This window comes from Pseudomonas taiwanensis DSM 21245 (genome assembly GCF_000425785.1).
Lineage (GTDB): Bacteria > Pseudomonadota > Gammaproteobacteria > Pseudomonadales > Pseudomonadaceae > Aquipseudomonas > Aquipseudomonas taiwanensis.
Genome location: NZ_KE384450.1, coordinates 344,206 through 369,706, shown reverse-complemented (window position 1 = coordinate 369,706; position 25,501 = coordinate 344,206). Strand labels below are relative to the sequence as shown.

The window sequence follows — 25,501 nt, the reverse complement described above, 5'->3', positions numbered from 1 at the left end:
CGGTGACAATCGGGGCCACAAGGGCCCCGACACAGGGTGTTTCAGGTGATGTCGGCCTTTTCGGGCTCGTCCAGGCCCATGGCGTGCAAGCGGGCATAATAGCCATTGGCTGCGAGCAGCTCGGCATGGGTGCCGCGCTCCACCAAACGCCCCTGGTCCATCACCAGAATCTGGTCTGCCTTTTCGATGGTAGACAATCGGTGGGCGATCACCAGCGTGGTACGACCTTGCATCACATGGTCCAGTGCCGCCTGGATATGCCGTTCGGACTCGGTATCCAGCGCCGAAGTCGCCTCATCGAGAATGAGCAATGGCGCGTTCTTGAGCAGCGCACGAGCAATGGCCAGGCGCTGGCGCTGGCCGCCGGACAACAGCACGCCGTTCTCGCCGACCTCGGTGTCGAAGCCCTTGGGCAGCTGGTCGATGAACTCCTTGGCATAGGCATCGGCGGCTGCGGCTTCGATATCCGCGCGCGGAGCCCCGGCCAGGTCGCCGTAGGCAATGTTGTTGGCCACGGTGTCGTTGAACAGGGTCACGTGCTGGTTCACCTGAGACACATGGCGACGCAGATTGCGCAAGCGGTAGTTCTCGATCTCCACGCCATCGAGCAGGATCTGCCCCTTGTCATGGTGATAGAAGCGCGGAATCAGCGCCGCCAGGGTCGACTTGCCGCTACCCGAACGCCCTACCAGAGCGATCATCTGCCCAGGTTCTGCGACAAAGCTGATGTCGCTGAGCACTTCGCGGTCGGTCCCTGGATAGGTGAAGCTCAGGTTCCGAACTTCAAGACGGCCGTCCACACGCGCCTTCTCGACCGTGCCCGTGTCGACTTCCGGCTCTTCGTCGAGCTGCTCGAAGATGCTTTCCGCACCTGCGAGGCCTTTCTGGATGGTCGAGCTGACTTCGGAAAGCTGACGGATCGGCTTGGGCAGCAGGCCTGCCGCGGTGATGTAAGCCACCAGGTCACCGGCGGTGGACTCGCCACGCAGGAACAGGACCAGGAACATCAGGGCAGCCATGGCGGTGTAGATCACCAGCTGCAACATGGGCGTGTACAACGCGCCAGTCTTGGTCATGCGCAGCTGCTTGTCGGTGTTGCTCTGGCTGGCACGACCGAAGCGGCGCTCTTCGTAGGCCTCGCCGCCGAAGCTGCGCACCACGCGGTAGCCCTGGATGGTCTCGGAGGCAACATGGGTCACATCGCCCATGGCCACCTGGATCTTCTTGCTCTGCTTGCGGAATTTCTTGCTGGCCACGCTCACCATGACCGCGATCACTGGCAGGATGGCGACCATCACCAGGGTCAGGTGCCAGTTCATCCACAGCAGGTAGGCGAACAGGAACACCACGGTAAGGCCTTCACGGATGACTACCTTGATCGCATCGGTTGCCGCGCCGGTCACCATGGTCACGTTGAAGGTGATGCGCGAAATCAGGTGCCCCGAGTTGTGGTTGTCGAAGTAACGGTTAGGCAACACCAGCAACTTGTTGAACAGCTCGACGCGCAGATCGTGCACCAGGCACAGGGAAACCTTGGCCAGGAAGTAGTTGCCGAGGAAGGACCCCAGCCCCTGCCACGCGGCGATCAAAATGATCAGCAAGGGGACTGCCTGCAGCAATTGCAGGTCGCGCAGGTAAGGTACATTGGGGAACAACACCGCTTCCGGGTTGCTCAGGCCGTCGACGAAATACTTGAGGATCCCGGCCAACATTGGCTGGGTCGAGGCGAATATAACGAAACCCACGATACTCAGCAGGAAAATGCCGACGTAAGGTTTCACGTAGCTCAGCAGCCGGAAATAGATCTTCAGGCTGGAGGTATGCTCCGCAGGTCGCGGTGTTTCGGCCATCATTGAGCTCGCTGTTGAGGTTGAACGGCGAATTTTACCACAGGCGTCATTTTCGGCACTCCCCAGGGTAACAACATGGCCAAACCCACGGGCAGCCAGCTGATGAACCACTCTGCACGGGGCGTAGCGGTAAGACTGGCGGCATCGAATTGCATGGCCAGCGTGGAGAATAGCCAAAGGCCGAGCAACACCTTGCCGAACAGGCTGCTCCGGGCACGCAGGATTTCCCGCAGGGCCGACAGCCACACGGCAATCCACAGCAACATCCCCGGCACCCCCAGTTCAAGGGCCACATGGGTGAACATGTTATGGGTGTGGTCGAAGCGCCTGCCCGCTGCAAACACGTTGTAATCACCCCCCAGCCCCACGCCGGTCCATGGATGCTGGGCGATCATCTGCAACGCCACCTGGAAGATCTCGGGCCGATAGGACGCACCGCGCAGGGTGAGCAGGTCGTACATGAAGAACAACGCCATGCCACTGGCCAGCAGTGCCAAAGCCGCCACCAGGCGGCTGTACCGGTCACGGAACCACAGCGGCGCAACCACCACGGTAAAGACCAGCGACAGGATCGCCCCACGGCTCTGACTGAACGCGACGAATGCCCCCAGCAGTAGCAAAGCCAGCAGCCAGGCCAACTGCAGGCCACGATGAAGCGGAACCTCGTACAACAACACCAGCAATCCAGCGCCAATGACATAGGCACCCAGGATGGGGTGCGAAATCTCGCCGATGCCTTGCAGCCTGGACCGCAGCGCGAGCCCATGCACCCCGTAGAAGTTGATCATCGATACCAGCGCCGCGACCGCCAGCAACAGCCCACCGGCCTGCAGCAAGCGCCGCAGCCTGGGCTCGCCAGCCTGCGCCAGCAAGGGGAACGCCAGCAGGAACACCAGGATATACAGCAGGCGCTTGCTTTCACGCAGCACTTGAGGGTTCGCTGACCAGGCCAGGCTGATGGCGCCCCAGGCCAGCAGCAACAGCACGCTGCACCACAATACGGGCTGACGCCGAAAGGCCTCGGCCAGCACCTGTCGGGCAGGCCATGCCATGATCAGGGTCGGCAACCAAAGGAACAGGATCAAACCCTGCTGGTAGACCTTGTTGCTGGGTGCCAGTGCGATTGCCGCCATGAACCAGACCAGACCGAAACCCAACCAGACCTGCGCCCAGCTTTTCTGATGCAACATCTGCGCTCCCTGTGAATCACCGACACCGACATGGTGCTCACGCGTTATTTTCGGCATTATTGCCGGTCATTTTGTTCGCCAGACGGCAAGGCCCTACTCATGCATAGCTCCCGGCTCACCCAGGTCGAATTCGATCAGCTGACACTCGGCGCCCAGGTGCTCGAGGCAGACAGCCATGGAGCCAAAGTCTATCTGCTCAAGGATGGCAATTTCCTCAAGGTTTTCCGCCGCAAGCGTCTGATTTCATCTGCGCTGCTGCGCCCCTACTCCCAGCGCTTCGTCGACAACGCCGCACGCCTGGCGCAGTTGGGTATTCCGACACTGGAGGTCATCAGTCAGCACAAGCTCGACCTGCCGGGCAGGACGGCGGTGCTGTACCGCCCGCTGCCAGGCCGGACATTGTTGCAGATGTCGCGCGACGAAGGCTTCAGCTGGGACACCTACCTGCCAGAACTGATCACGCTGATTCGCCACTTGCACCGCTCTGGCATCTACTTCCGCTCGCTGCACCTGGGCAACGTGGTCGTTACCCCCGACCAGCGCCTGGGGCTGATCGACGTGGCGGACATGCGCTTCCTGCGCCCACCGCTGTCGGCGCGGATGATCCGACGCAACGTCCAGCACATGGTGCGCTATATCGAACGAGAGAAACTGGGCGATCGCTTCCCGCTCGCCGAATTCGAAGCCAGTCTGCTGGCCCGCTGAGGGTCAGCCACGCAGAAGGCTCGCCGAGCTTTCCTGAAACATCTGCCATGCCTGTTCCGGCGCCAGCACCTGGCGCTGCCGAGCAGCCATGGAGGCAGGGTCGAGCGTGATGCAGCGCTCTATCGCCACCGCCCACTCGCAAGCGTCGCCCACAGGTAAATAGCAGCCGGCGTCCTGCAACTGCTCGCGAAATACCGGCAGGTCGCTGCAAATCACAGGCACACCGGCCAGCACCGCTTCCTGCACCACCAGCCCCAAACCTTCCGAGCGCGAAGGGATCAACACCCAGTCGAATGCGCGGTACAGCTGCTGCACGTCCTCTCGATGACCGCGCAAATGTATGCGCTCGGCCAAGCCCAACGCCTCGATTCGCGCCTGCAGGGTGGCGTGCAGCGGCCCATCGCCGAGGATCGCCAAGTGTAGGTGCGCTTGCCGGGAGGCGGCCTTGGCGAAGGCCTCGATCAGCATCTCGAACCCCTTCCCCTCCACCAGGCGGCCCACGGCCCCAAAGACCAGGTTTGGCGGCGGCAGCAGCTTCAGGGTATGTCGGGCTTGCGCCGCGTTGAGTGACGACTCGGCAACAGCCTTCGGGTCGAGCGCGATACGCAGCGTCCTGACCGGCTTGCCCAGGTCGTGCGACAGGGATTGGGCAAGGGTTTGCGAAACCGCCGCAAGATTCAGACGGTCGGAGGGCTGTTCACGCAGCAGGCGAATGTCGGCGGCGCTTAGCCGGGTTCCGCCATGGAACAACACATTGGCCCGTAGTTCTGGCACCTGTCGCAATAGCGGCAGGACCAGACGGGCAACACCCACGCCGTCGAGCAGCAGCACTTCGGCCCGGGCCTCGACCAGCGCCTTGCGCAGGCGCCTGCGCAGCCACGGGCGCAGCAGGCGCCAGAGGTGGCGGCCCTTCAGGGCCCTCGGTGGCAGATGCCACTCCTGGGTCGGTCCGAGTGCATGGCACACGCCGCTGCCCAGCAACAACCAGTTGCTGATGCGCGCATCGGTGCCAATGCAGGCAAGCACCTGACAATGCACCTTGTGGATGGAGATGTACCGCGAACCACCCGACCACATCATGTTGACGATGTTCATGGCATAACGCTCCCCTCCCGCTCGAACCAGGTGGGACTGCGATCTCAGTGAACGAACAGGGTAATTCCCATACCAAGCAGCGCGCCTATCAGCAGCGTCAATGCCAGCTTCACCCGATCACGCTTGCGCCGCCTGGCCTTGCGCCGGTCTTCTCCGGGCAAGGTCACATGCATGCCGAAGCCGGTGTGCAAGACCGCATCGCCCTCAAGAGTCACGGCGGCCAGGTTCAACTCGGCGTAACGTCGGGAAAGCGCCTTCTCCCCAGCATAGGCGGCAAATGGTGCAAGCCGCTGATAATCGCTCAGCCGTCGCAGGCCGGGATTGAGGGAAAACGCCTGCCAGTCGGCCTTGTCGGAAAGCAACGGATAACAGGGCACGCCGGCAATCACCTGGCGCTCACCCAGGTGAATGTAGGGGCTGTGAATCGCCAGATCGTGCGCGTAACTGCGAAGCCAGACCTGCAAAAGGCTCGGACTGGCCTCCAGAATGGCATGGGAGTCCTCGACGAAACCTTGCCGGTAGAACTTCCAGTCATCCTCGCAGTGGAAGATGTAGGGTGTCTTGACGTGACGGTAGGCCAGGTCGATCGAGGCCAACTGACCGAGCTTGGGCCGATTGACGAACACCTGGCAGTGGGGCTTCCAGTGCTCGGGCACGCAGGCGTGCACGGCGTCGTCGCCTGAGTCCTCGGTGATGAAGACCTCGCGAATGGGTGCTGTGTTGCAACGGTCGAAACTGTCCAGGGTCTGCCTGAGCAGATCGAACCGTCCACAACTGGTCACGACGAGCGTGATGTCACTATCAACGGAAAAGCGCACCGGATTCCCTCCGCAATGCTTTCAACCGCTGCTCACCGTCCCTGGCGAGCGAAACGCCTGCTGGTCAGATGCCGAGCTTGAGACGAAGCCGCTGCAAGAACGTCAGCGGGGGATGAGGCCTCAGTGCAGGGCGCATGTGTTCGACGATGCTACGACCTACTTCCGCGAAGCTGAAACGGGATACGGACAAACGTCGTCCATTTTCTGCAATCCGCTGAGCCAGAGAAGGGTCTGCACGCAGTATACGAAGTTTTTCCTGCAGCATTGGAATGCTGTCGTAAAGGACTACGTTGTGCATGTCCTCAAGTCCCAGGGCGCGGTTCTCCGCTTCGCCCTGATCATAGGCCAGCAGCACGCAGCCGCAGGCCATGGCCTCGAAATTCTTGATCATGTACTCGCCCATGCCGACATCGGCGCTGACGAAGAAGCGGATGCGATTGAGCGTGTTGCAGTAGTCCTCACCCGACTTGGTGCGGGTCACCACCAGGTTTTCGACCCGTCCCAGTTCGTCCAGCAGGGCCTTGCGGCCACTGTAGGCCACGCTTTTGGTGCTGCCGACGAACGCGAGTTCGATATCGCGCTCGCGCCCCTGGTCGGCCAGCAGTTGCTCATCATAGCCCTTGGGCACGAACACCGCGTCGAAACCCTCCTGGCGCAGGCGTTCGCTGACCATGTAGCCCGAACTGATCACCCGCGCCCACGGCAGCTTGCGGTAGTGCGCGCTGAACTTGCCGGTGTACTTGCAGGGGATGTAGTTCTGGTAGGCATCGTGTTCGAGGATGACCAGGTTCGGTACGCTGCGGATGAATGCCACCTGGCGGATCTCCTGCTTGAAACGCAGGAAGAACAGAATCCGGTCGTAGCGCTCGACATCCACTTCATGCTTGAAGTAACGGCGCAGGTTGCGTTGCTCCTCGCTGCTCAGCCAGCGCAGGTCGCACTCGCAGTTGGCCGCGACGCCATCGTACAGGCGGTCGAGAATCGCCCGTTGTTCCTTCTGCACCAGAAATAGGACTTTCATTGCATTCCTTGGGCGCTCGGCGCCAACTCGGTCAACCGGAGGCGTGTTACAGCTCACGCCGCCAGAACAGTTCATGCCGGCGCACGGCCTTACGGAAGAATTCGTTCTCCCCGTAGGGCGATGGACGGCGCCCGGCCAGCCAGCGCTGCAGCAGCCGACGCACACGTCGCTTGAACGGCGCGGGCGGTTGCAGGTCGTGCATCATGCCCAGGGCCATCGCCTTGTCGCGCTGAGTTGCCACGTCCAGCACCAGGCTGCAAGGCGCCCAGGCTTGGTCGGCGCTCAGCTGCGGCGGCAAGGCTACGCCATCGCCACTGTCCCCCATCGGCCAGCGGTCGTTGTCGTGCAGATGGTTGGCGTAGCACAGCAGGGTCTGCGGTTGCCACGCCAGGCCCTGCAGGGCCTCCAGCACAGCAGCCTGGGCACAGATATGGTCTGGATGAGGGTCGAGTTGCGGATGCGGCATCACCAGCACCTCGGGCCTGGCCAGCTCCAACAGGGCACGCAGGTCGGCCAGCAGGTTGTTCCAGGTCGGCCGGCCATCGCTGTCGGCCGGCAACGGGAACGGGTTGAACTGGCGAAACGGGCGAATATCGACCATCTCGGCTTCACGGGAAACAGCTGGCTGGTCGGGCGCGGCCTGCATGGCGGGCAATTGCAGGCAGAAATAACCCAGCTGGACGCAGCGAGACTCCGGAACGCCGGCCCAACGCGGTACGGCAATGCTGTCCCAGGCGCGCAGGCGACCCTTCAACCGCGCCGCCTCGGCACCGCTCATTCCCATCCGCTGGTAATGCTCGGCTTCGATCTCGCCTGCAGTCAGCGTCACCACCCAGGTTTCGTCAGCCTGGCTGTAGAGTCCATAGGCCGCCAGCTCGGCGTCATCGGCGTGGGGAGCGATGACCATCACCCGGCGACGCTGCAGCTCGACGCTGGGGGTTATCCACAGCCGTGGCTCGCCCTGCAGCCGGCAGCAACGTCCGCGCAACCGCAATTTCCCTGCCTGTAGCGGGGCAGCAAGGCCGGTAAGGTTGAGAAAACGCACGCCATCGACGCCACGCTCGAATGCCTGGCTGTCCTGCCCTCCGTCGCTGAACAGTTCGACACGCGGGTCGAGGAAGCGCCCGAGCCAGCGGCTCTTGACGCGCACTTGCAGCACCAAGGTTTCATCGCCATTCAGTGCGGCGTCGGTGCGCAGCGTGCCACCTTGCAGGCTGGCCTTTGCCTCGCGGGTCTGGTCACCGAAGCGATAGACGTAGTCTTCCCCCGGGGTATAGAACAGGTGGTCGGCGAACCAAGCCTCATGGGCCGCCCACAGGACAGGCAACAGCAGCAGCGCCAGCCACCACCAGGTCAGCCAGCCCAAGGCCAGCAAGAGCCCGAGGCTGGCCAGCAGGCCAAGGCGTTTGTTGCGCCGGTGACGCTTGAGCAACTGCTGCTTGCGGCTCATACCTGGAACACCGGCACGGGGTTGCACCAGCGGTCCTTGTACTCGCGGTCGGCGCGCCCGAACGAGAAACGCAGTGGCTTGTTGCGCGCCTGTGCGTCGTCCCAGGCCGCCTGGGTATTGAGGAAGCTCAACACACTACCGGGGCTGAAGGCCTTGGTTTCGGGATCGACGCCGCCGTTGATGTACTCGACGCTGACCCACTCCGGCGCCTCGACCCGATACACCAACTGGATCGCAATAGCATTGCCATCCAGCATCAGCACCGAGCCGATCAGCAGCTCGCGAAGACGCTCCAGCACCTCGGCCATGTGCGCCGCACCGGTGGCCGGGAAGCCCCAGCGCCGCTGGAACAGGTCGCAGTACATGGCGGCGATGTCGCTGGCGCTGAAGTCGCCGATCGGGCGTACCACACCGCCCGCCTCTTCCAACAGGCGCAGCTCGCGGCGCTGGTTGTAGCGAAATTTCTTCGACAGGTCTTCGTGTGCCCGCGCCATAGCCAGTTGCTCTGGTTGCGCCTTGAGGCCGATGAACCGCCCCTGGTTGAGCTCGGACAAATAACGCCCGGCATGACGCAACGGGGCTCCTGCCTGCGCGGCGGCAGGCAGGATGATCTCGGCATTGCCCAGGTCGAAAAGGCCTTTCTTGCCGGCACGTTTGAGCACGTCCTTGGACAGCGCCAGGTGTCGCCCCCAGGTGGGAATCGCGGCCTTGAGCTCGCCGCCCTGCTGCCAGCCCAGGTAACGCACGGGAATTCGCGCCAGTTGGGCCAACTGCTCGACCACCAGCGGATGCGTCGCGACGCTTCCCCCGTACCGCCCCCAGACTTCGGCATAGGTTGCAGCGTCGATGGCCTGCCAGCCACGCTCGCGAAACGCTTGAATATGATTGAGCATCACGCCTGCGCCACCATCGCACGCACCTGCGGCAACTGCCAGAAGGCCTCACGCACGGCCGCGTCGGAGAAACGCTCGTGCAGGCGCTCAAGCATGTGTCCGGCGCAGGCCTGGCGTTGCTGCGCATCCAGCTGCGCCATGTGCTGCAGGCCCTGCGCCAGCTGCGCAGCATCGCCCAGCGTGAACAGCACGCCCACGCCCTCGACCACTTCGCGGGCACCGCCGCAGGCCGTGGCCAGCACCGGCACCCCGGCAACCATGGCTTCGAGCAGGACCATGCCGAAAGGTTCGTGGTCAGAGCTCAGGGCAAAAACATCGAACGCCTGGAAATAACAGCGAGCGTTCGGCACCTGGCCCAGGAAATCCACCTGGCCGGCGATACCCAACTCGCCGGCCAGCGCCTTGAGCTTACCCTCCAGACGCCCTTGCCCCAGTATGGCCAGCCGCGATCCGGCGGGCAGCCCTGGCAGTGCCTGGGCAAAGCCTCGCAGCAAGGTCGCCTGGTCCTTGTCTGGATGCAGCCGGCCAACGTTGCCGACGACCCAGGCCTGCGCATCCAGGCCCAAGGCCTCGCGGGCTTGGGCTCGGGGCACGAGCGAGGCCTGCAAGGCTTGGATGTCGATTCGGTTGTAGAGCGTCTGGATACGCTCAGCCGGCCACTGTGGCAAGCAACGGCGCATGTCGTCACGCACGGCATCGGACACACCGAGCAGGCTCAAGCGCTTGCTGAACAGGTTGGCGAACAGCCGACGACCTTTGCGCTCATAGTCACCGAAGGCATGGTGCACGCCGATCACCGGCAACCCTGTGCCCAGCAACGCAATATAGATCGGCTTGAAGCGGTGGGCGATGCAGAAACTGAATTCGCGCTCGGCGGCAATCCGGCGCAATGCGCGGATAGCCCCGAGCTTCAGGCCACGCACGGCCTTGGAGCTGAACTCCAGGAACAGCACCTCGTCCGACGCACAGCCAGCGGCAACCTGCGGGTCGGCGGCGCCGGTGAGGAACACCGTGGTGACTTTGTAGCCGGTGCCCTGGAACAGGCTGGCGTACTGACGGGCACAGTCGAGGAACGGCCCGTCATAGCCATGGCAGAACTGCAGGACGCGCAGGTCAGAGCGGCTGGTCATACGGGGCCGCACCGTCCTTGACGACCAGGATGTCTTCCATGATCAGGTACTGCAGGTCCGAGCCGAAGAACATGTTCAAGGCATCGGTCGGCGAGCAGATCATGGGTTCGCCACGACGGTTCAACGAGGTGTTCAGCGACACACCGTTGCCAGTCAGGTCTTCCAGGGCCTTCATCATGTCGTAGTAACGCGGGTTGTACTCGCGCTTGAGCACCTGGGCACGGGAGGTGCCGTCCTCGTGGACCACTTCCGGCACACGGGTCTTCCACTCTTCGGCCACTTCGAAGGTGAAGGTCATGAACGGCGCAGGGTGATCGACCTTGATCATCTGCGGTGCCACGGTGTCGAGCATCGACGGGCAGAAAGGTCTCCAGCGTTCGCGGAACTTGATCTGCTCGTTGATGCGGTCGGCCACGCCCGGCACGCTCGGGCAGCCGATGATGGAACGGCCGCCCAGGGCACGCGGACCGAACTCCATCCGGCCCTGGAACCAGGCCACCGGGTTGCCGTCGACCATGATCTTGGCGATGCGCTGCGGCATGTCGTCGATCTTGCGCCACTTCGGCGCGCTCGGGTGACGGGCACAGGCGGCGATCACGTCCTCGTTGGAGTAGGACGGGCCGAGGTAGACGTGTTCCATCTTCTCGACCGGCACGCCCCGGGCATGGGAAACATAGGCTGCGGCACCCACGGCGGTACCGGCGTCGCCGGAAGCCGGCTGGACGAACAGCTCCTTGACGTCGGGGCGAGCGATGATTTTCTGGTTGAGCTTGACGTTCAGCGCGCAGCCGCCGGCGAAAGCGAGCTTGCCGGTCTGCTTGAGGGTGTCGCCCAGGTAGTAGTCGATCATCTGCAGGGCGATTTTCTCGAACAGCGCCTGCATGCTGGCCGCGTAGTGAATGTACGGCTCGTCGGCGATATCGCCTTCACGCTTCGGCCCCAGCCACTCGATGAGCTTCGGCGAGAAGTAGAAGCCTTTGCCCTTCTCTTTATAGCGGCGCAGGCCGATGACGTTGGCGTACTCGGTGTTGATCACCAGTTCGCCATTCTCGAAGCTGGCCAGGCGGGAGAAGTCGTACTTGCTGGCATCGCCGTACGGCGCCATGCCCATGACCTTGAACTCGCCGTCGAGCATTTCGAAACCGAGGAACTCGGTGATCGCGCCATACAGGCCGCCCAGCGAGTCCGGATCGAAGAACTCCTTGATCTTGTGGATCTTGCCGTTTTCGCCGTAGCCAAAGAAGGTGGTGGCGTACTCGCCCTTGCCGTCGATGCCGAGGATCGCGGTTTTTTCCTTGAAGCCCGAGCAGTGGTAGGCACTGGAAGCGTGCGCCAGGTGGTGTTCGACGGGTTCGATCTTGACCTTTTTCGGGTCGAAGCCGAGTTGTTCCAGGCACCAGACGATCTTCTTGCGGTAGCGCTTGTAGCGACGGTTGCCCATCAGGATGGCGTCGAGCGCGCGGTCCGGGGCGTACCAATAGCGCTTGGCATAGTGCCAGCGGGCCTTGCCGAACAGGCTGATCGGGGCGAACGGAATGGCCACCACGTCCACATCGGACGGTTTGATGCCAGCCTGCTCCAGGCAGAACTTCGCCGACTCGTAGGGCATGCGGCTCTTCGCATGCTTGTCACGCACGAAGCGCTCTTCTTCGGCGGCGGCAATCAGTTTGCCGTCGATGTACAGGGCCGCGGAAGGGTCATGGCTAAGGGCGCCGGACAGGCCAAGAATCGTCAATGCCAAGGGACTAGCCTCTTCATTCGGTAGAGATGCGCCAGCGGCCTCATAGGCGGGTGGCGGCTAAAAGGCGGGATTATAACGCAAACAGCATGGCCTGCACGGTCGTTGTAGGGGCGGCCTTGTGTCGCGAAAGGGCCGCCGACGCGCGCCGAGCTCACTGCGGGATTGGCGGGGGTGTCGTGCAAGCCTTTCGCGACACAAGGCCGCCCCCACAGTGAAACATGCCGATCGGTTATTCAGCGATCAGCCAGTCCATACGATAGCTGCCCGCGGTTTGGGCCAGCTCCTTGGCCAGCCATGGCAGCAGCTCCTTGAGCTCTTCCTCCAGGCCCCATGGCGGGTTGGCGATGGCCAGGCCGGAGCCGTTGAGCCCCTGCGGGCTGTCCTGGTGATGCACGTACAGCTCGACCCGCAGCAGCTTCGGCGCGCCGGTGCTGGTCAGGTCCTGATAGAAGCGGGTCAGCGAGCGCTGGTCCTTGATCGGGTACCAGATGGCCGCGACGGTCTGGCGCATGCGGCCGATGGCCTCTTTCATCGCCACGGTACAACGCTTGAGCTCGTCAGCCTGCTCGAATGGCGGATCGATCAGCATGATCGCGCGCTTTTCCTGTACCGGCAGCAATGCCCGCGGCACATGCCAACCCTCACCCAGGTGCACGACCACACGCGGGTCTTTCTTCATGTTTTCCTTGAGCAGCGGACCGTCTTCAGGGTGCTTCTCGTTGAGCAGCGCACGGTCCTGCTGGCGCATCAGGCGCCGGGCCAGCTCAGGCGAACCGGGGTAGTAACGCAGCTCGCCATCGGCATTCAGGCGTTTGATGATGCGCAGGTAATCGGCGGTCGCTGCCGGCAGGTCATCGCGATTCCACAGCCGGGCGACGCCTTCGAGATACTCGCCGGTGCGGGTAGCCTGGTCGCCTTGCAGGTCATACAGCCCAAGGCCGGCGTGGGTGTCGATATAGGCGAACGGCTGTTCCTTGCGCGACATCAGGGCGATGAGGCGAGTCAGCACGATGTGCTTGAGGACGTCGGCGTGGTTGCCGGCGTGGAAGGCGTGACGATAGTTCATGGCAACTCCTGCGGGGGCGGCAAGTTTACCTTGCCTTGCGGGCGGAGTCAGGCCCGGCAGCCGATCGGTGGCCAGCCTTCGCCGGCAGGCCGACTCCTGCAGGGGACGCAGGAGCCGGCTTGGCGGCGCAGGACTACACCGAGTCAGCAGGCATTACTTGCCAGCGTGATACGCGGCATCAGCCTTCTCGAAGCAAGTGACCATGCTCTTCGACGGGCTGCCCAGCTTGCTCACCAACAGGATGGCGAGGGTGGCGAACAGGAAGCCTGGAATGATTTCGTACAGACCCAGACCTACATAGTTCTTCCACAGGATCACGGTGAGTGCACCGACCACGATGCCAGCCAGCGCGCCGTTACGGGTCATGCCTTTCCACAGCACCGAGATCAGAACGACCGGACCGAACGCGGCGCCGAAGCCTGCCCAGGCGTATGCCACCAGGCCCAGCACGCGGTTTTCCGGATTGGACGCCATGGCGATGGCGATCAGGGCAACGGCCAGCACCATCAGGCGACCGACCCAGACCAGTTCCTTCTGGGACGCATTCTTGCGCAGGAACGATTTGTAGAAGTCTTCGGTCAGCGCACTGGAGCACACCAGCAGCTGGCAGCTCAGGGTGCTCATCACCGCCGCCAAAATGGCCGACAGCAGCACACCGGCGATCCAAGGGTTGAACAGGATCTTGGCCAGCTCGATGAATACGCGCTCGTGGTTTTCGGTGACCGGGCCTGCCAGCTCAGGGTGAGCCGAGAAGTAGGCGATGCCGAAGAAGCCGACGGCGCAGGTACCGGCCAGGCACAGGATCATCCAGGTCATCGAAATGCGACGGGCGTTGGCGATGGACTTGACCGAATCGGCTGCCATGAAGCGTGCCAGGATGTGCGGCTGGCCGAAGTAGCCCAGGCCCCAACCCATCAGCGAGATGACACCGATGAAGGTCGCACCGCGGAACATGTCGAAGTTCGCCGGGTTCTGCGCCTCGATGGCCAGGAAGGTGGTATCGAAGCCGCCAGTGGAGATCAGCACGATGATCGGGGTGAGGATCAGCGCGAAGATCATCAGCGAAGCCTGCACGGTGTCGGTCCAGCTCACTGCCAGGAAGCCGCCGACGAAGGTGTAGGCGATGGTCGCGGCAGCACCGGCCCACAGTGCAGTCTCGTAGGACATGCCGAAGGTGCTTTCGAACAGACGGGCGCCCGCAACGATGCCGGAGGCGCAATAGATGGTGAAGAACACCAGGATCACGATGGCCGAGATGACTCGCAGCAGACCGCTGTTGTCCTCGAACCGGCTCGAGAAATAGTCCGGCAGGGTCAGCGCATCGCCGTTGTACTCGGTCTGCACACGCAGACGACCGGCGACGAACAGCCAGTTGAGGTAGGCACCGATGGTCAGACCAATGGCGATCCAGGCTTCGGAAAGACCTGCGAAGTAGATGGCGCCCGGCAGGCCCATCAGCAGCCAGCCGCTCATGTCGGAAGCGCCGGCGGAAAGCGCGGTAACCACGCTGCCCAGGCTACGACCGCCAAGGATGTAGTCGGAAAGGTTCTTGGTGGAGCGATAGGCGGCGAAGCCGATCAGCACCATTGCCGCGATGTAGATCACGAAGGTGATCGTTAGTGGATTGCCCATGCGTGTGCCCTGGCGTTTGTTTTTATCTCATGCGCAACCGTAGCGAGACGGTTGCACCCAGGCGGCGAATCCTATGCAACAACGCAAAGTGGGTGCAACCATTTTTCACTTGCAAGTTGCACCTGCCCGAGCGTTTTCAGAGAAAGCCGATTTCTTGCTCCCTTTTGGAGCAAAAACCCCGTTTTTCAGAAGAAAATGCACCAGGAACGCCTCATTTTCGGATGCCAAGCACCCGACCGGACGAGTTGCACCTTTTCCCGAAAAAATTCGGGTTGCACCTGGTTGCACCCGGAAACACCTACGGATACTCTTGGCACAGCTTAGGCCACAGCCGTGGCAATAACGAGGATAAGAAATGGCGACGACCACCCTTGGGGTCAAACTCGACGACCCGACCCGTGAGCGACTCAAAGCAGCTGCGCAGTCCATCGACCGCACGCCGCATTGGTTGATCAAGCAAGCGATCTTCAACTATCTGGAGAAGCTAGAGGGTGGCGCCACCCTGACCGAACTCAACGGTCATGCCAGCAACCTGGCGGACGAAGCTGGCGAAGTCCAGCCCGACCACGTCCACCAGTGCTTCCTCGAGTTCGCCGAGAGCATCCTGCCGCAATCGGTACTGCGCTCGGCCATCACTGCCGCCTATCGCCGTCCGGAGCAGGAAGTCATTCCGATGCTGCTGGAGCAGGCTCGCCTGAGCGCAGCGCAAGCCGAAGCCACCAACAAGATGGCCGCCGGCATCGCTGAAAAATTGCGTAACCAGAAGAGCGCTGGAGGCCGTGCCGGTATCGTCCAGGGCCTGCTGCAGGAGTTTTCGCTGTCGTCCCAGGAGGGCGTAGCCCTGATGTGCCTGGCCGAAGCCCTGCTGCGCATCCCTGACAAAGGCACTCGCGACGCCCTGATCCGCGACAAGATCAGTACTGGCAACTGGCAGCCGCACCTGGGCAACAGCCCGTCGCTGTTCGTCAATGCCGCCACCTGGGGCCTGCTGCTGACCGGCAAGCTGGTCAGCACCCACAACGAATCCGGCCTGACCTCCTCGCTCACCCGCATCATCGGCAAGAGCGGCGAACCGATGATCCGCAAGGGCGTCGACATGGCCATGCGCCTGATGGGTGAGCAGTTCGTCACCGGTGAAACCATCGCCGAAGCCCTGGCCAACGCCAGCCGTTTCGAGTCCAAAGGTTTCCGCTATTCCTACGACATGCTCGGCGAAGCCGCACTGACCGAGCACGATGCGCAGAAATACCTGGCGTCCTACGAACAAGCCATTCACTCGATCGGCAAGGCCTCCCATGGCCGCGGCATCTATGAAGGCCCGGGCATCTCCATCAAGCTGTCGGCCCTGCACCCACGCTACAGCCGCGCCCAGTACGAGCGCGTGATGGAAGAGCTGTACCCGCGCCTGCTGTCACTGACCCTGCTGGCCAAGCAGTACGACATCGGCCTGAACATCGACGCCGAAGAAGCCGACCGCCTCGAACTGTCCCTCGACCTGCTCGAGCGCCTGTGCTTCGAGCCGTCGCTGGCAGGCTGGAACGGTATCGGTTTCGTTATCCAGGCCTATCAGAAGCGCTGCCCGTACGTGATCGACTACGTCATCGACCTGGCCAAGCGCAGCCGTCACCGCCTGATGATCCGACTGGTGAAAGGCGCCTACTGGGACAGCGAGATCAAGCGCGCCCAAGTGGAAGGCCTGGAAGGCTACCCGGTCTATACCCGCAAGGTGTACACCGACGTTTCCTACATCGCCTGTGCCCGCAAGCTGCTGTCGGTGCCAGAAGCCATCTACCCGCAGTTCGCCACCCACAACGCCCACACCCTGTCGGCCATCTACCACATCGCCGGCCAGAACTACTATCCGGGCCAGTATGAGTTCCAGTGCCTGCACGGCATGGGCGAGCCGCTGTACGAGCAGGTTGTCGGCAAGATCTCCGAAGGCAAGCTCAACCGCCCGTGCCGCGTCTATGCACCGGTCGGTACGCACGAAACGCTGCTGGCCTACCTGGTACGTCGTCTGCTGGAAAACGGCGCCAACACCTCGTTCGTCAACCGCATTGCCGACCACTCGATCTCGATCCAGGAACTGGTCGCCGACCCAGTCGCCAGCATCGAGCGCATGGCCACTCAGGAAGGCAGCATCGGCCTGCCACACCCGCGCATCCCGCTGCCGCGTGATCTGTACGGCACCGAGCGAGCCAACTCCGCCGGTATCGACATGGCCAACGAACATCGCCTGGCGTCGCTGTCCTGCGCCATGCTGGCCACCGCTCACAACGACTGGAAAGCCGCCCCGCTGCTGGCCTGCGCCGCCAGCGAAAGCACTGCCGCGCCGGTACTGAACCCAGCCGACCATCGTGACGTGGTCGGTCACGTTCAGGAAGCCACGGTTGCCGACGTAGACAACGCCATCCAGTGCGCGCTCAATGCCGGGCCGATCTGGCAGGCCACTCCACCGGCCGAACGCGCGGCGATCCTCGAACGCACCGCCGACCTGATGGAAGCCGAGATCCAGCCGCTGATGGGCCTGCTCATCCGCGAAGCCGGCAAGACCTTCGCCAACGCCATCGCCGAAGTGCGCGAGGCGGTGGACTTCCTGCGCTACTACGCAGTACAGGCACGCAACGACTTCAGCAACGACGCCCACCGCCCACTGGGCCCGGTGGTGTGCATCAGCCCGTGGAACTTCCCGCTGGCGATCTTCACCGGCCAAGTGGCCGCGGCGCTGGCTGCCGGTAACCCGGTGCTGGCCAAGCCGGCCGAGCAAACCCCGCTGATCGCAGCCCAGGCCGTGCGTCTGCTGCTGGAAGCCGGCATTCCGGAAGGCGTGCTGCAACTGCTGCCAGGCCGCGGTGAAACCGTCGGCGCCGGCCTGGTCGGTGACGAGCGCGTCAAGGGTGTCATGTTCACCGGCTCCACCGAAGTTGCTCGCCTGCTGCAACGCAACGTCGCCGGTCGCCTGGACAATCAGGGCCGCCCAATTCCGCTGATCGCCGAAACCGGTGGCCAGAACGCAATGATCGTCGACTCTTCGGCCCTGACCGAACAGGTGGTGATCGACGTGGTGTCCTCGGCCTTCGACAGTGCTGGCCAGCGTTGCTCGGCCCTGCGGGTCCTGTGCCTGCAGGAAGACTCCGCTGACCGCGTGATCGAGATGCTCAAGGGCGCCATGGCCGAAAGCCGCCTGGGCAACCCGGACCGCTTGGCCGTGGACATCGGCCCGGTGATCGACGCCGAGGCCAAGGCTGGCATCGAGAAGCACATCCAGGGTATGCGCGAGAAAGGTCGCTCGGTCTACCAGGTCGCCATCGCCAACGCCGAGGAATGCAAGCGCGGCACCTTCGTCATGCCGACCCTGATCGAACTGGAGAGCTTCGACGAGCTCAAGCGCGAGATCTTTGGTCCTGTGCTGCACGTCGTGCGCTACAACCGCCGCAACCTCGACCAGCTGATCGAGCAGATCAATGCTTCCGGCTATGGCCTGACCCTCGGCGTGCATACCCGTATCGACGAGACCATCGCCAAGGTGGTCGAGACCGCTAACGCTGGCAACATGTACGTCAACCGCAACATCGTCGGCGCGGTGGTGGGTGTACAGCCATTCGGTGGCGAAGGCCTGTCCGGCACCGGCCCGAAAGCGGGCGGCCCGCTGTACCTGTATCGCCTGCTGTCGACCCGTCCGGCCGATGCCATTGCCCGTCACTTCCAGCATCAGGATGGCGAAGGCAAGCCGGACCGCACCTTGCACGAACAGCTGACCAAGCCGCTGCACAGCCTCAAGGCCTGGGCAGACAGCAACCAGCTGAGCGATCTGGCCGCCCTCTGCGAGCAGTTCGCCGCGCAGTCGCAAAGCGGTATCTCCCGCGTCCTGCCAGGACCGACTGGCGAGCGCAACAGCTACACCATCCTGCCACGCGAGCACGTGCTGTGCCTGGCGGACAACGAAGCGGACCTGCTGGCTCAGTTGGCTGCAGTGCTGGCGGTCGGCAGCTCGGCGGTGTTCCAGGATGGCGAACCGGCCAAGAGCCTGCGCGCCCGCCTGCCGAAAGAGCTGCAGGCCAAGGTCAAGCTGGTGGCTGACTGGAACAAGGACGAAGTGGCCTTCGATGCAGTCCTCCATCATGGCGACTCGGACCAGCTGCGCGGCATTTGCCAACAGGTGGCCAAGCGTGCCGGTGCGATCGTCGGCGTTCACGGGCTGTCCAGCGGCGACCATCAGATTGCGCTGGAGCGATTGGTGATCGAGCGCGCGGTAAGTGTGAACACCGCAGCGGCGGGCGGTAACGCCAGCTTGATGACCATTGGCTGATTGGGCTGATGCGAAAAGGAAGGAGAGCTTAGGCTCTCCTTTTTTTTTGGCTGGCGTTCAGGTAATGCATATGGCGATGCTTCAGGGGGGTTCGACGTTGGCGTTGCAGTGGCCGTGAGATCGAGCGCCGCCCGCGCGGCGCATCGCGAGCAAGGCTCGCTCCTACGTTTGTTTCGGGCCAATTATTCCTGTGATATTGGCGCGCGACCGCTTTGGTGAACGGCGCGATATCGAGTCGTCCAAACAAGACGGTCGCGCGCGTCTGCCACTGGCGTTACTGGCCCGAAACAGCCGTAGGAGCGAGCCTTGCTCGCGATGCGCCGCGCGGGCGGCGCTCGATCTCAAGACCCCAGCCAAACCAACGACAAGCACCTGCCCGCCATCACGCCTTCCATCCAGCTGCCGCTCCGCCTTCTTCTCCCATATCACCAATACCAATAACCCTGTCCCTACCAAAACAGCAGCCCTAGACTCGCCCCAAGCCCGTCCAAGGACCGCCACCATGCCCGAGACCCTGCTCAGCCCACGCAACCTTGCCTTCGAACTCTACGAAGTCCTCGACGCCGAGGCCCTGACCCAGCGCCCGCGCTTCGCCGAGCACAGCCGCGAGACTTTCGACGCGGCGCTCACCACCGCCCGTACCATCGCCGAAAAGTTCTTCGCCCCACACAACCGCAAAGGCGACGAGCACGAGCCGCGCTACGTGGATGGCCGCGCGGAATTGATCCCGGACGTGAAACCGGCCGTCGATGCGTTTCTGGAAGCCGGCTTCCTCAACGCCAACCGTGACTTCGAAGTGGGCGGCATGCAGCTGCCAAGCCTGCTCTCGCAGGCCTGCTTCGCCCATTTCCAGGCCGCCAACGCTGGCACCACGGCCTACCCGTTCCTGACCATGGGTGCGGCCAACCTGATCGAAAGCTTCGGCACCGAGGAACAGAAACGCCTGTTCCTCCAGCCGATGATCGAGGGCCGCTACTTCGGCACCATGGCCCTGACCGAACCCCACGCGGGCTCGTCGCTGGCCGACATCCGCACCCGCGCCGAACCTGCTGGCGACGGCAGCTACCGCATCAAGGGCAACAAGATTTTCATTTCCGGCGGCGATCACGAACTGTCGGAAAACATCGTGCACATGGTCCTGGCCAAACTGCCGGATGCGCCCCCCGGAGTGAAGGGCATCTCGCTGTTCATCGTGCCCAAGTACCGGGTCAACGAAGATGGCAGCCGCGGCGCGCGCAACGATGTACTGCTGGCCGGGCTGTTCCACAAGATGGGCTGGCGCGGCACCACGTCCACTGCACTGAACTTCGGTGACAACGGCGCGTGCGTCGGCTACCTGATCGGCCAGCCACACCAAGGCCTGGCGTGCATGTTCCAGATGATGAATGAAGCTCGCATCGGCGTGGGCATGGGTGCGGTGATGTTGGGTTATGCAGGCTACCTGTACTCACTGGAATACGCCCGCCAGCGGCCACAAGGACGACTACCGGACAACAAAGATCCTCAGAGCCCGGCAGTGCCGATCATCGCTCACACTGATGTCAGGCGCATGCTGCTGGCACAGAAAGCTTATGTCGAGGGTGCCTTCGACCTCGGCCTGTATGCCGCGCGGCTGTTCGATGACACTCAAACCGCCAGCGACGACGCAGCACGCCGCCAGGCCCACGAACTGCTCGACCTGCTGACGCCCATCGTCAAGTCATGGCCTTCGCAGTTCTGCCTCAAGGCCAACGAACTGGCCATCCAGATTCTCGGCGGCCACGGCTACACCCGCGAATACCCGGTCGAGCAGTACTACCGCGACAACCGCCTGAATCCGATCCACGAAGGCACCCACGGCATCCAGTCACTCGATTTGCTGGGCCGCAAGCTCGCGCAAAACGGTGGCTCCGGGCTCAAGCAGCTGGTCCGTCTGATCGCCGCCACTGCCGAGCGCGCCAGCCACCACCCGAGCCTCGACGCGCTGCGCCAACCTCTCGAGCAGCTGGTCAATCGGCTGCAAGCCGTGACCCTTGCCTTGCTCGGCGATTTGGCCCAGGGCAAGGTCGCAGGAGCCTTGGCCAACTCGGCGCTGTACCTCAAGGCCTTCGGCCACTGCGTCATTGGCTGGCGCTGGCTGGAGCAGGCAATTCATGCCGAGCTGGGCTTGATCAAGGGCACCGAAGCGGACCGCGACTTCTACCTCGGCAAGCTGCAAGCCGCTCGTTATTTCCTGACCTGGGAACTGCCGCCCTGCCATAATGACCTGGCATTGCTCGAGGTACGCGACGACACCTGCCTCGCCATGCAAGACGGGTGGTTCTAAAGGGGGAGCCACCGAGAACACGGTGGCTCATACCAACTCGACTCCCCGTTATGTGATGCTTCCTGTGGAGGGTGCAGATTCTTTGAAAAACCACAGGCTCCAGACCTTTGCGAGCTCGCTAGCAACCACAAGTGCAATCCCTACAACTGAGCCCTGCGAAAAATGAGGAGCCATATAATAAAACAGCACCGATGCAGAAGGTACGAACAGCAATAACCTAAATGGCAACTGCAGCCAAACCAAGCGTTCACCCCACCGACTCCTGCGCAAGAGCAAGATACCACTTGCAGCAATGGACAACTGCAAACACCACCCCAGCGTTATGAATACAGCGGCATAGCTGCCGTGATCATCAATGATCCTCAACGCACTCAGCGCGTCTGAGAAAAAGGGGAGCCGATCTTGCAGCACACTCTTCGCCACATAGTTCAACATATACAGTGCATCCAAGGCGCCCCATCCCCACCACACGTACTTCCTCGCTACCCTCTCATCCATTTAATGCTTCCGTTCGAAAATAATATTGGGCGTCACCGGCACCCAATACCATGACAGGCCTTTCACCGCCCAATTGTCATCCGACTCCACATACTTCTGAACCGTTTTTTTCAGAGTGCCATAACGGTAAACCGCAGAGCCCGACTCGAAGTGCTGCTCGTCATCCGCCAGTCTAGTCCATTCATGTGTGAGTGTACGGCTAGTATTTGCCCAGTCCTTACCATCCGAAAAAAACATACTTCCTTCATTGGCAATCGTGCCGGTTCTATTCGAGGCTATTGCCAATATGTTCCACAACGCATCATTATCGATCACTTTTAACAACCACTTTCCTGGCCCGCTGGTTTCCGTTGGGTTCGATCCTGCTGAAAAAACCTCTGCCCGTGCACTGTCTGTCACTGACTCCAAATAATCTTGGCCATGAGAGCTGTGCAGGGGCCAAAACTCAGCCCTTTTAGGCTTGAATGGACTGATTGGCTCTGAACACGCTAGCAACCAATCACCATCACCGACTTTTTTTAGAGTGATATTTTTGGCGTACTCAAATAAGCACTCATGGGGTGAAAATCCGCACTCTTGGATTAGCTCATGCAGCCCCGGCAAATCGTCCGGCCTTAACAAGGATTCGGACACACGATAAACGGCAAAGAAAGGCGTTTCGAAGCGAAATGAACAGTGAACGTCCGCTTTCGAGCGAGGAATCAGAAGTATCATGTGGACACCAACTGATCAAAAATCCATCAAGCTCCCACTCCACAAAAAAGGTTAGCCAGCCAATTCCTGATAGCGCGTAGGGCTTTTCTCTTTTCTCTGCGCTGTAGCGGCGTGAGCCGGCTCAGCAAGCTGCAAGCCGCTCGTTATTTCCTGACCTGGGAACTGCCGCCCTGCCATAATGACCTGGCATTGCTCGAGGCACGCGACGACACCTGCCTCGCCATGCAAGACGGGTGGTTCTAGGGGGAGCCACCGTGCCAACGGAGGTTTCCGCATGTTCGATTCCGGCGCCCTGCTGCGTCAGCGCTTCGCCGCGCTGCGCAGTACGGCCGAGTTGTTTTCCCTGCGTCATGTAAAGCAGTCGCACCAGTCACTTTCCGTACGTCGCAACGTGGCCGAGCCGCCGCTCTTCAGCCAGGACGAAGGTGCCATGCTCAGCGTCCGGCTCAATGGCGTCGAGGCCTACGCGGCCACCGCCGACCTGTCTCAGGTGGGCCTGCAGCGGGCGTTGGAGCAGGCCGAGGCACTGGCCCGGCAAATTGCTGCGCACAGCCTGCTCGACCTGCGCGAACAACCAGTCGCCTGCGCACGCCACGATCACATCTCGCCCAACTACGACCAGTCGCTGCCGAGCCTTGCCGACTGCCTGGATCTGCTCGCCGACGAGTCGGCCAGCGTACCCAAGGACAGCCGCCTGGTGGACTGGCAGGCGAGCCTTGGCCTTAGCCTGGTCGAGCAAACCTTCCTGAACTCTGCCGGTGCCGAGCTGCGCCATGCCCAACGCTTCCTGTTCCCTGGGCTGAGCGTGACCGCCAGCGATGGCCAGGACAGCCAAAGCCGGAGCCTGGGCCGCGAGAACTTTGGCCAGCAAGGGGGCTTCGAAATCATCGAGCGCTGCGGCCTGGTTGGCGCGGCCCGCCGTGTTGCCGATGAAGCGCTGCAATTGCTGCTGGCGCCCAATACCCCCAGCGGGCCACGTGACCTGCTGCTGATGCCTGACCAGATGATGCTGCAGATTCACGAGTCCATCGGCCATCCGCTGGAAATGGACCGAATCCTGGGTGACGAACGCAACTACGCCGGCACCAGCTTCGTCAAGACCACTGATTTCGGTCACCTGCAATACGGCTCGACGCTGCTGAACGTGACCTTCGATCCCACCATCGGCGAAGAACTGGCCAGCTACAGCTTCGATGACGACGGCACCGAGGCCAGCAAGCAATTCCTGATTCGCGACGGCCTGTTGCTGCGCCCGCTGGGCGGCGCCCTGTCGCAGTTCCGCTCCGGCCTCGATGGCGTGGCCAACAGCCGGGCATGCGGCTGGAACCGCGCACCCATCGACCGCATGGCCAACCTCAACATCGAGCCAGGCGACCAGTCGCTCGAACAACTGATCCAGGGCATCGAGCATGGCATCCTGATGCGCACCAATCGCTCATGGTCCATTGACGACGCACGCAACAAGTTCCAGTTCGGCTGCGAATGGGGCCAGTTGATCGAGAACGGCGAGCTCAAGGGCATCGTCAAGAACCCCAATTACCGCGGCATCTCCGCGCAGTTCTGGCGTAACCTCTCGGCGGTCGGCGACCGTAGTACTTTCCAGGTTCTCGGTACGCCCAACTGCGGCAAGGGCGAACCCAACCAAGTGGTACGGGTCGGCCATGCTTCGCCAGCCTGCGTATTCCGCCAGATCGACGTATTCGGGGGAGACGCCTGATGAAACGCACTTTCGAAGCCCTGGTCGGCGCGGTGCGCAGCGCCCTGCAACCGGGCGAGCAGTTCACGCTCGGCTATGGCGCCGAGCAGTCGCAATTCGTGCGTTTCAACCACGCCAGGGTGCGCCAGGCCGGCGAAGTCAGCCAGGCCAGCGCGCAGATGCGGCTGATTCGCGACGGACGCCAGGCGGAACAGCACGTGACGTTGAGTGGTGACGCCCAGCTTGACCAACAGCGCCTGTTCGACGCTCTCGCACAACTGCGCCAGACCTTGCCACTGTTGGCAGTCGACCCCTACCTGCGCCTGGACGAAAACGCCTGGAACAGCCACAGCCTGCAGGAGCAGTCACTTCCGGAACTGAGCGAAGTACTGGCCCTGCTTGACCGGGAGGCCGGCGACCTGGATCTGGTCGGCATCTACGCCGCCGGGCCGATCTACCGAGGTTTTGCCAGCTCGTTCGGGGCTTTCGGCTGGCACCAGGCCAACAGTTTCAACTTCGACTGGAGCCTGTTCCACGCAAACGGCCAGGCCGTGAAGTCCAACTATGCAGGACAGGTCTGGAGCGCCGATGACTTCACCGCCCGCCTGCGCCAGGCACGCGAGCAGTTGGGCTTCCTCGGTCGCCCAGCGATTAACCTCGAACCTGGCAGCTACCGTGCCTACCTGGCGCCCGCCGCCATGGACGAAATCGCCAGCATGCTGTGCTGGGGAGGCTTTTCGGCCCAGGCCCTGGCTACCGGTAACAGCCCCTTGCAGCGCCTTTACAACGGGGATGCCAGGCTGAGTCCGCTGGTCAGCTTCACGGAGCAAGTCAGCGGTTCACTGAGCCCGGCATTTTCCGATGAGGGCTCGCCGCGCATGGACGTGCCATTGATCCAGCAAGGCGAGGCGTTGCAGCGGCTGATCAGTGCGCGCAGTGCAGCCGAGTTCGAAGGGGTGGCCAATGGGGCCGACAGCCATGAATCGCCATGCGCGCTGAGCATGGCTGCAGGAAACCTGTCCCGCTCGGAGGTTCTCCAACGGCTTGGCACTGGTCTGTACATCAGCAACCTCTGGTACCTGAATTACTCGGACTTGCCGGCAGCACGCATGACCGGGCTGACCCGCTTCGCCACGTTCTGGGTGGAAGACGGCAAGATCCAGGGACCGGTGAGCACCATGCGTTTCGATGACAGCCTGTTCAACCTGCTGGGTAGCCAACTGCAGGACCTGACCCGCGAGCGCGAAATGATCCTGTCGACCAGCACCTATGGACAGCGCAGTACCGGGTCGAGTCATTTACCAGGGGCGCTGGTCAAAAGCCTGACCCTGACATTGTGATAGGCATTAGCGGCCTCTTCGTGGGCAAGCCCGTACCTGAGGGTAGTG

17 protein-coding genes and 2 pseudogenes are annotated in these 25,501 nt (G+C 62.4%); 6 read left to right on the top strand and 13 right to left on the bottom strand.

The window, feature by feature from the left end; all coding sequences use genetic code 11:
- Positions 1 to 41: 41 nt before the first annotated feature.
- On the bottom strand, positions 42 to 1,850 hold the full coding sequence (msbA, locus tag H620_RS0120570; RefSeq protein ID WP_023378422.1) for a lipid A export permease/ATP-binding protein MsbA: 1,809 nt from the start codon (positions 1,848 to 1,850) through the stop codon (positions 42 to 44).
- Positions 1,851 to 1,868: 18 nt separating this feature from the next.
- Positions 1,869 to 3,040: pseudogene (locus H620_RS0120565) on the bottom strand (O-antigen ligase family protein); the annotation flags it as partial.
- Between the two features lie 99 nt (positions 3,041 to 3,139).
- On the opposite strand from H620_RS0120565, the gene H620_RS0120560 reads away from it, so the two are divergent.
- Entirely contained in the window at positions 3,140 to 3,745 is a 606-nt protein-coding gene (locus H620_RS0120560; protein WP_023378420.1) for a BUD32 family EKC/KEOPS complex subunit, read from the top strand.
- Between the two features lie 3 nt (positions 3,746 to 3,748).
- Here the strand turns inward: H620_RS0120560 and H620_RS0120555 are convergent, their stop codons facing one another.
- From H620_RS0120555 to putP, 9 genes are all read right to left on the bottom strand, one after another.
- On the bottom strand, positions 3,749 to 4,840 hold the full coding sequence (locus tag H620_RS0120555) for a glycosyltransferase (protein WP_023378419.1): 1,092 nt from the start codon (positions 4,838 to 4,840) through the stop codon (positions 3,749 to 3,751).
- Between the two features lie 44 nt (positions 4,841 to 4,884).
- Positions 4,885 to 5,658, bottom strand: coding sequence for a glycosyltransferase family 2 protein (locus H620_RS0120550; protein ID WP_023378418.1), 774 nt, complete (start codon positions 5,656 to 5,658; stop codon positions 4,885 to 4,887).
- Between the two features lie 64 nt (positions 5,659 to 5,722).
- Positions 5,723 to 6,679, bottom strand: coding sequence for a glycosyltransferase family protein (locus H620_RS0120545; protein WP_027907951.1), 957 nt, complete (start codon positions 6,677 to 6,679; stop codon positions 5,723 to 5,725).
- 46 nt (positions 6,680 to 6,725) lie between these two features.
- On the bottom strand, positions 6,726 to 8,129 hold the full coding sequence (locus H620_RS0120540; protein ID WP_023378416.1) for a PIG-L deacetylase family protein: 1,404 nt from the start codon (positions 8,127 to 8,129) through the stop codon (positions 6,726 to 6,728).
- A complete protein-coding gene (locus H620_RS0120535) occupies positions 8,126 to 9,022 on the bottom strand; it encodes an antimicrobial resistance protein Mig-14 (protein ID WP_023378415.1) in 897 nt (298 codons plus the stop codon). The genes H620_RS0120540 and H620_RS0120535 overlap by 4 nt, the downstream gene beginning before the upstream one ends.
- Positions 9,022 to 10,152 (bottom strand): glycosyltransferase, encoded by a 1,131-nt coding sequence (locus H620_RS0120530; protein WP_023378414.1) that lies wholly within the window; start codon positions 10,150 to 10,152, stop codon positions 9,022 to 9,024. Before H620_RS0120530 ends, H620_RS0120535 begins: the two co-directional genes overlap by 1 nt.
- Entirely contained in the window at positions 10,136 to 11,893 is a 1,758-nt protein-coding gene (locus H620_RS0120525; protein WP_027907950.1) for a carbamoyltransferase family protein, read from the bottom strand. Before H620_RS0120525 ends, H620_RS0120530 begins: the two co-directional genes overlap by 17 nt.
- 229 nt (positions 11,894 to 12,122) lie before the next feature.
- Positions 12,123 to 12,959 carry a 23S rRNA (adenine(2030)-N(6))-methyltransferase RlmJ gene (locus H620_RS0120520; RefSeq protein ID WP_023378412.1) on the bottom strand — a complete coding sequence of 279 codons (837 nt, stop codon included), beginning with the start codon at positions 12,957 to 12,959 and terminating at the stop codon, positions 12,123 to 12,125.
- Positions 12,960 to 13,112: 153 nt separating this feature from the next.
- On the bottom strand, positions 13,113 to 14,591 hold the full coding sequence (gene putP, locus H620_RS0120515) for a sodium/proline symporter PutP (RefSeq protein ID WP_023378411.1): 1,479 nt from the start codon (positions 14,589 to 14,591) through the stop codon (positions 13,113 to 13,115).
- 355 nt (positions 14,592 to 14,946) lie between these two features.
- Here putP and putA point away from each other — a divergent pair, with 355 nt between their 5' ends.
- Positions 14,947 to 18,900, top strand: coding sequence for a trifunctional transcriptional regulator/proline dehydrogenase/L-glutamate gamma-semialdehyde dehydrogenase (gene putA, locus H620_RS0120510; protein ID WP_023378410.1), 3,954 nt, complete (start codon positions 14,947 to 14,949; stop codon positions 18,898 to 18,900).
- A 502-nt stretch (positions 18,901 to 19,402) separates the two neighbouring features.
- Complete coding sequence (locus tag H620_RS0120505; RefSeq protein ID WP_023378409.1) at positions 19,403 to 21,205, top strand: acyl-CoA dehydrogenase; 1,803 nt, start codon at positions 19,403 to 19,405, stop codon at positions 21,203 to 21,205.
- Between the two features lie 48 nt (positions 21,206 to 21,253).
- On the opposite strand, the gene H620_RS0120500 is transcribed toward H620_RS0120505, so the two are convergent.
- Both H620_RS0120500 and H620_RS27030 read right to left on the bottom strand, forming a co-directional pair.
- Positions 21,254 to 21,703: a hypothetical protein gene (locus tag H620_RS0120500; protein ID WP_023378408.1), complete on the bottom strand. Its 450-nt coding sequence runs from the start codon at positions 21,701 to 21,703 to the stop codon at positions 21,254 to 21,256.
- The gene (locus H620_RS27030) at positions 21,704 to 22,417 is read right to left on the bottom strand and encodes a hypothetical protein (protein WP_148299900.1); all 714 of its coding nucleotides are present in this window, start codon (positions 22,415 to 22,417) and stop codon (positions 21,704 to 21,706) included.
- A 126-nt stretch (positions 22,418 to 22,543) separates the two neighbouring features.
- On the opposite strand from H620_RS27030, the pseudogene H620_RS27920 reads away from it, so the two are divergent.
- The 3 genes and pseudogenes from H620_RS27920 to H620_RS0120480 form a co-directional block, all read left to right on the top strand.
- Positions 22,544 to 22,660 (top strand): annotated as a pseudogene (locus H620_RS27920) (hypothetical protein); the annotation flags it as partial.
- Between the two features lie 31 nt (positions 22,661 to 22,691).
- Positions 22,692 to 24,134, top strand: a complete 1,443-nt coding sequence (locus H620_RS0120485) for a TldD/PmbA family protein (protein WP_027907948.1) — start codon at positions 22,692 to 22,694, stop codon at positions 24,132 to 24,134.
- Positions 24,134 to 25,453, top strand: a complete 1,320-nt coding sequence (locus H620_RS0120480; protein WP_023378402.1) for a TldD/PmbA family protein — start codon at positions 24,134 to 24,136, stop codon at positions 25,451 to 25,453. The genes H620_RS0120485 and H620_RS0120480 overlap by 1 nt, the downstream gene beginning before the upstream one ends.
- Positions 25,454 to 25,501 lie beyond the last annotated feature (48 nt).

What these genes read in the sequence shown, in the direction of transcription:
- putA (WP_023378410.1), top strand. Translation starts at nt 14,947, where the DNA reads ATGGCGACGACCACCCTTGGGGTCAAACTCGACGACCCGACCCGTGAG.
- H620_RS0120485 (WP_027907948.1), top strand. Translation starts at nt 22,692, where the DNA reads ATGTTCGATTCCGGCGCCCTGCTGCGTCAGCGCTTCGCCGCGCTGCGC.
- H620_RS0120480 (WP_023378402.1), top strand. Translation starts at nt 24,134, where the DNA reads ATGAAACGCACTTTCGAAGCCCTGGTCGGCGCGGTGCGCAGCGCCCTG.
- H620_RS0120540 (WP_023378416.1), bottom strand. Translation starts at nt 8,129, where the DNA reads ATGAGCCGCAAGCAGCAGTTGCTCAAGCGTCACCGGCGCAACAAACGC.
- H620_RS0120545 (WP_027907951.1), bottom strand. Translation starts at nt 6,679, where the DNA reads ATGAAAGTCCTATTTCTGGTGCAGAAGGAACAACGGGCGATTCTCGAC.
- H620_RS0120560 (WP_023378420.1), top strand. Translation starts at nt 3,140, where the DNA reads ATGCATAGCTCCCGGCTCACCCAGGTCGAATTCGATCAGCTGACACTC.
- H620_RS0120535 (WP_023378415.1), bottom strand. Translation starts at nt 9,022, where the DNA reads ATGCTCAATCATATTCAAGCGTTTCGCGAGCGTGGCTGGCAGGCCATC.
- H620_RS27030 (WP_148299900.1), bottom strand. Translation starts at nt 22,417, where the DNA reads ATGATACTTCTGATTCCTCGCTCGAAAGCGGACGTTCACTGTTCATTT.
- msbA (WP_023378422.1), bottom strand. Translation starts at nt 1,850, where the DNA reads ATGGCCGAAACACCGCGACCTGCGGAGCATACCTCCAGCCTGAAGATC.
- H620_RS0120505 (WP_023378409.1), top strand. Translation starts at nt 19,403, where the DNA reads ATGCCCGAGACCCTGCTCAGCCCACGCAACCTTGCCTTCGAACTCTAC.
- H620_RS0120555 (WP_023378419.1), bottom strand. Translation starts at nt 4,840, where the DNA reads ATGAACATCGTCAACATGATGTGGTCGGGTGGTTCGCGGTACATCTCC.
- putP (WP_023378411.1), bottom strand. Translation starts at nt 14,591, where the DNA reads ATGGGCAATCCACTAACGATCACCTTCGTGATCTACATCGCGGCAATG.
- H620_RS0120530 (WP_023378414.1), bottom strand. Translation starts at nt 10,152, where the DNA reads ATGACCAGCCGCTCTGACCTGCGCGTCCTGCAGTTCTGCCATGGCTAT.
- H620_RS0120520 (WP_023378412.1), bottom strand. Translation starts at nt 12,959, where the DNA reads ATGAACTATCGTCACGCCTTCCACGCCGGCAACCACGCCGACGTCCTC.
- H620_RS0120500 (WP_023378408.1), bottom strand. Translation starts at nt 21,703, where the DNA reads ATGGATGAGAGGGTAGCGAGGAAGTACGTGTGGTGGGGATGGGGCGCC.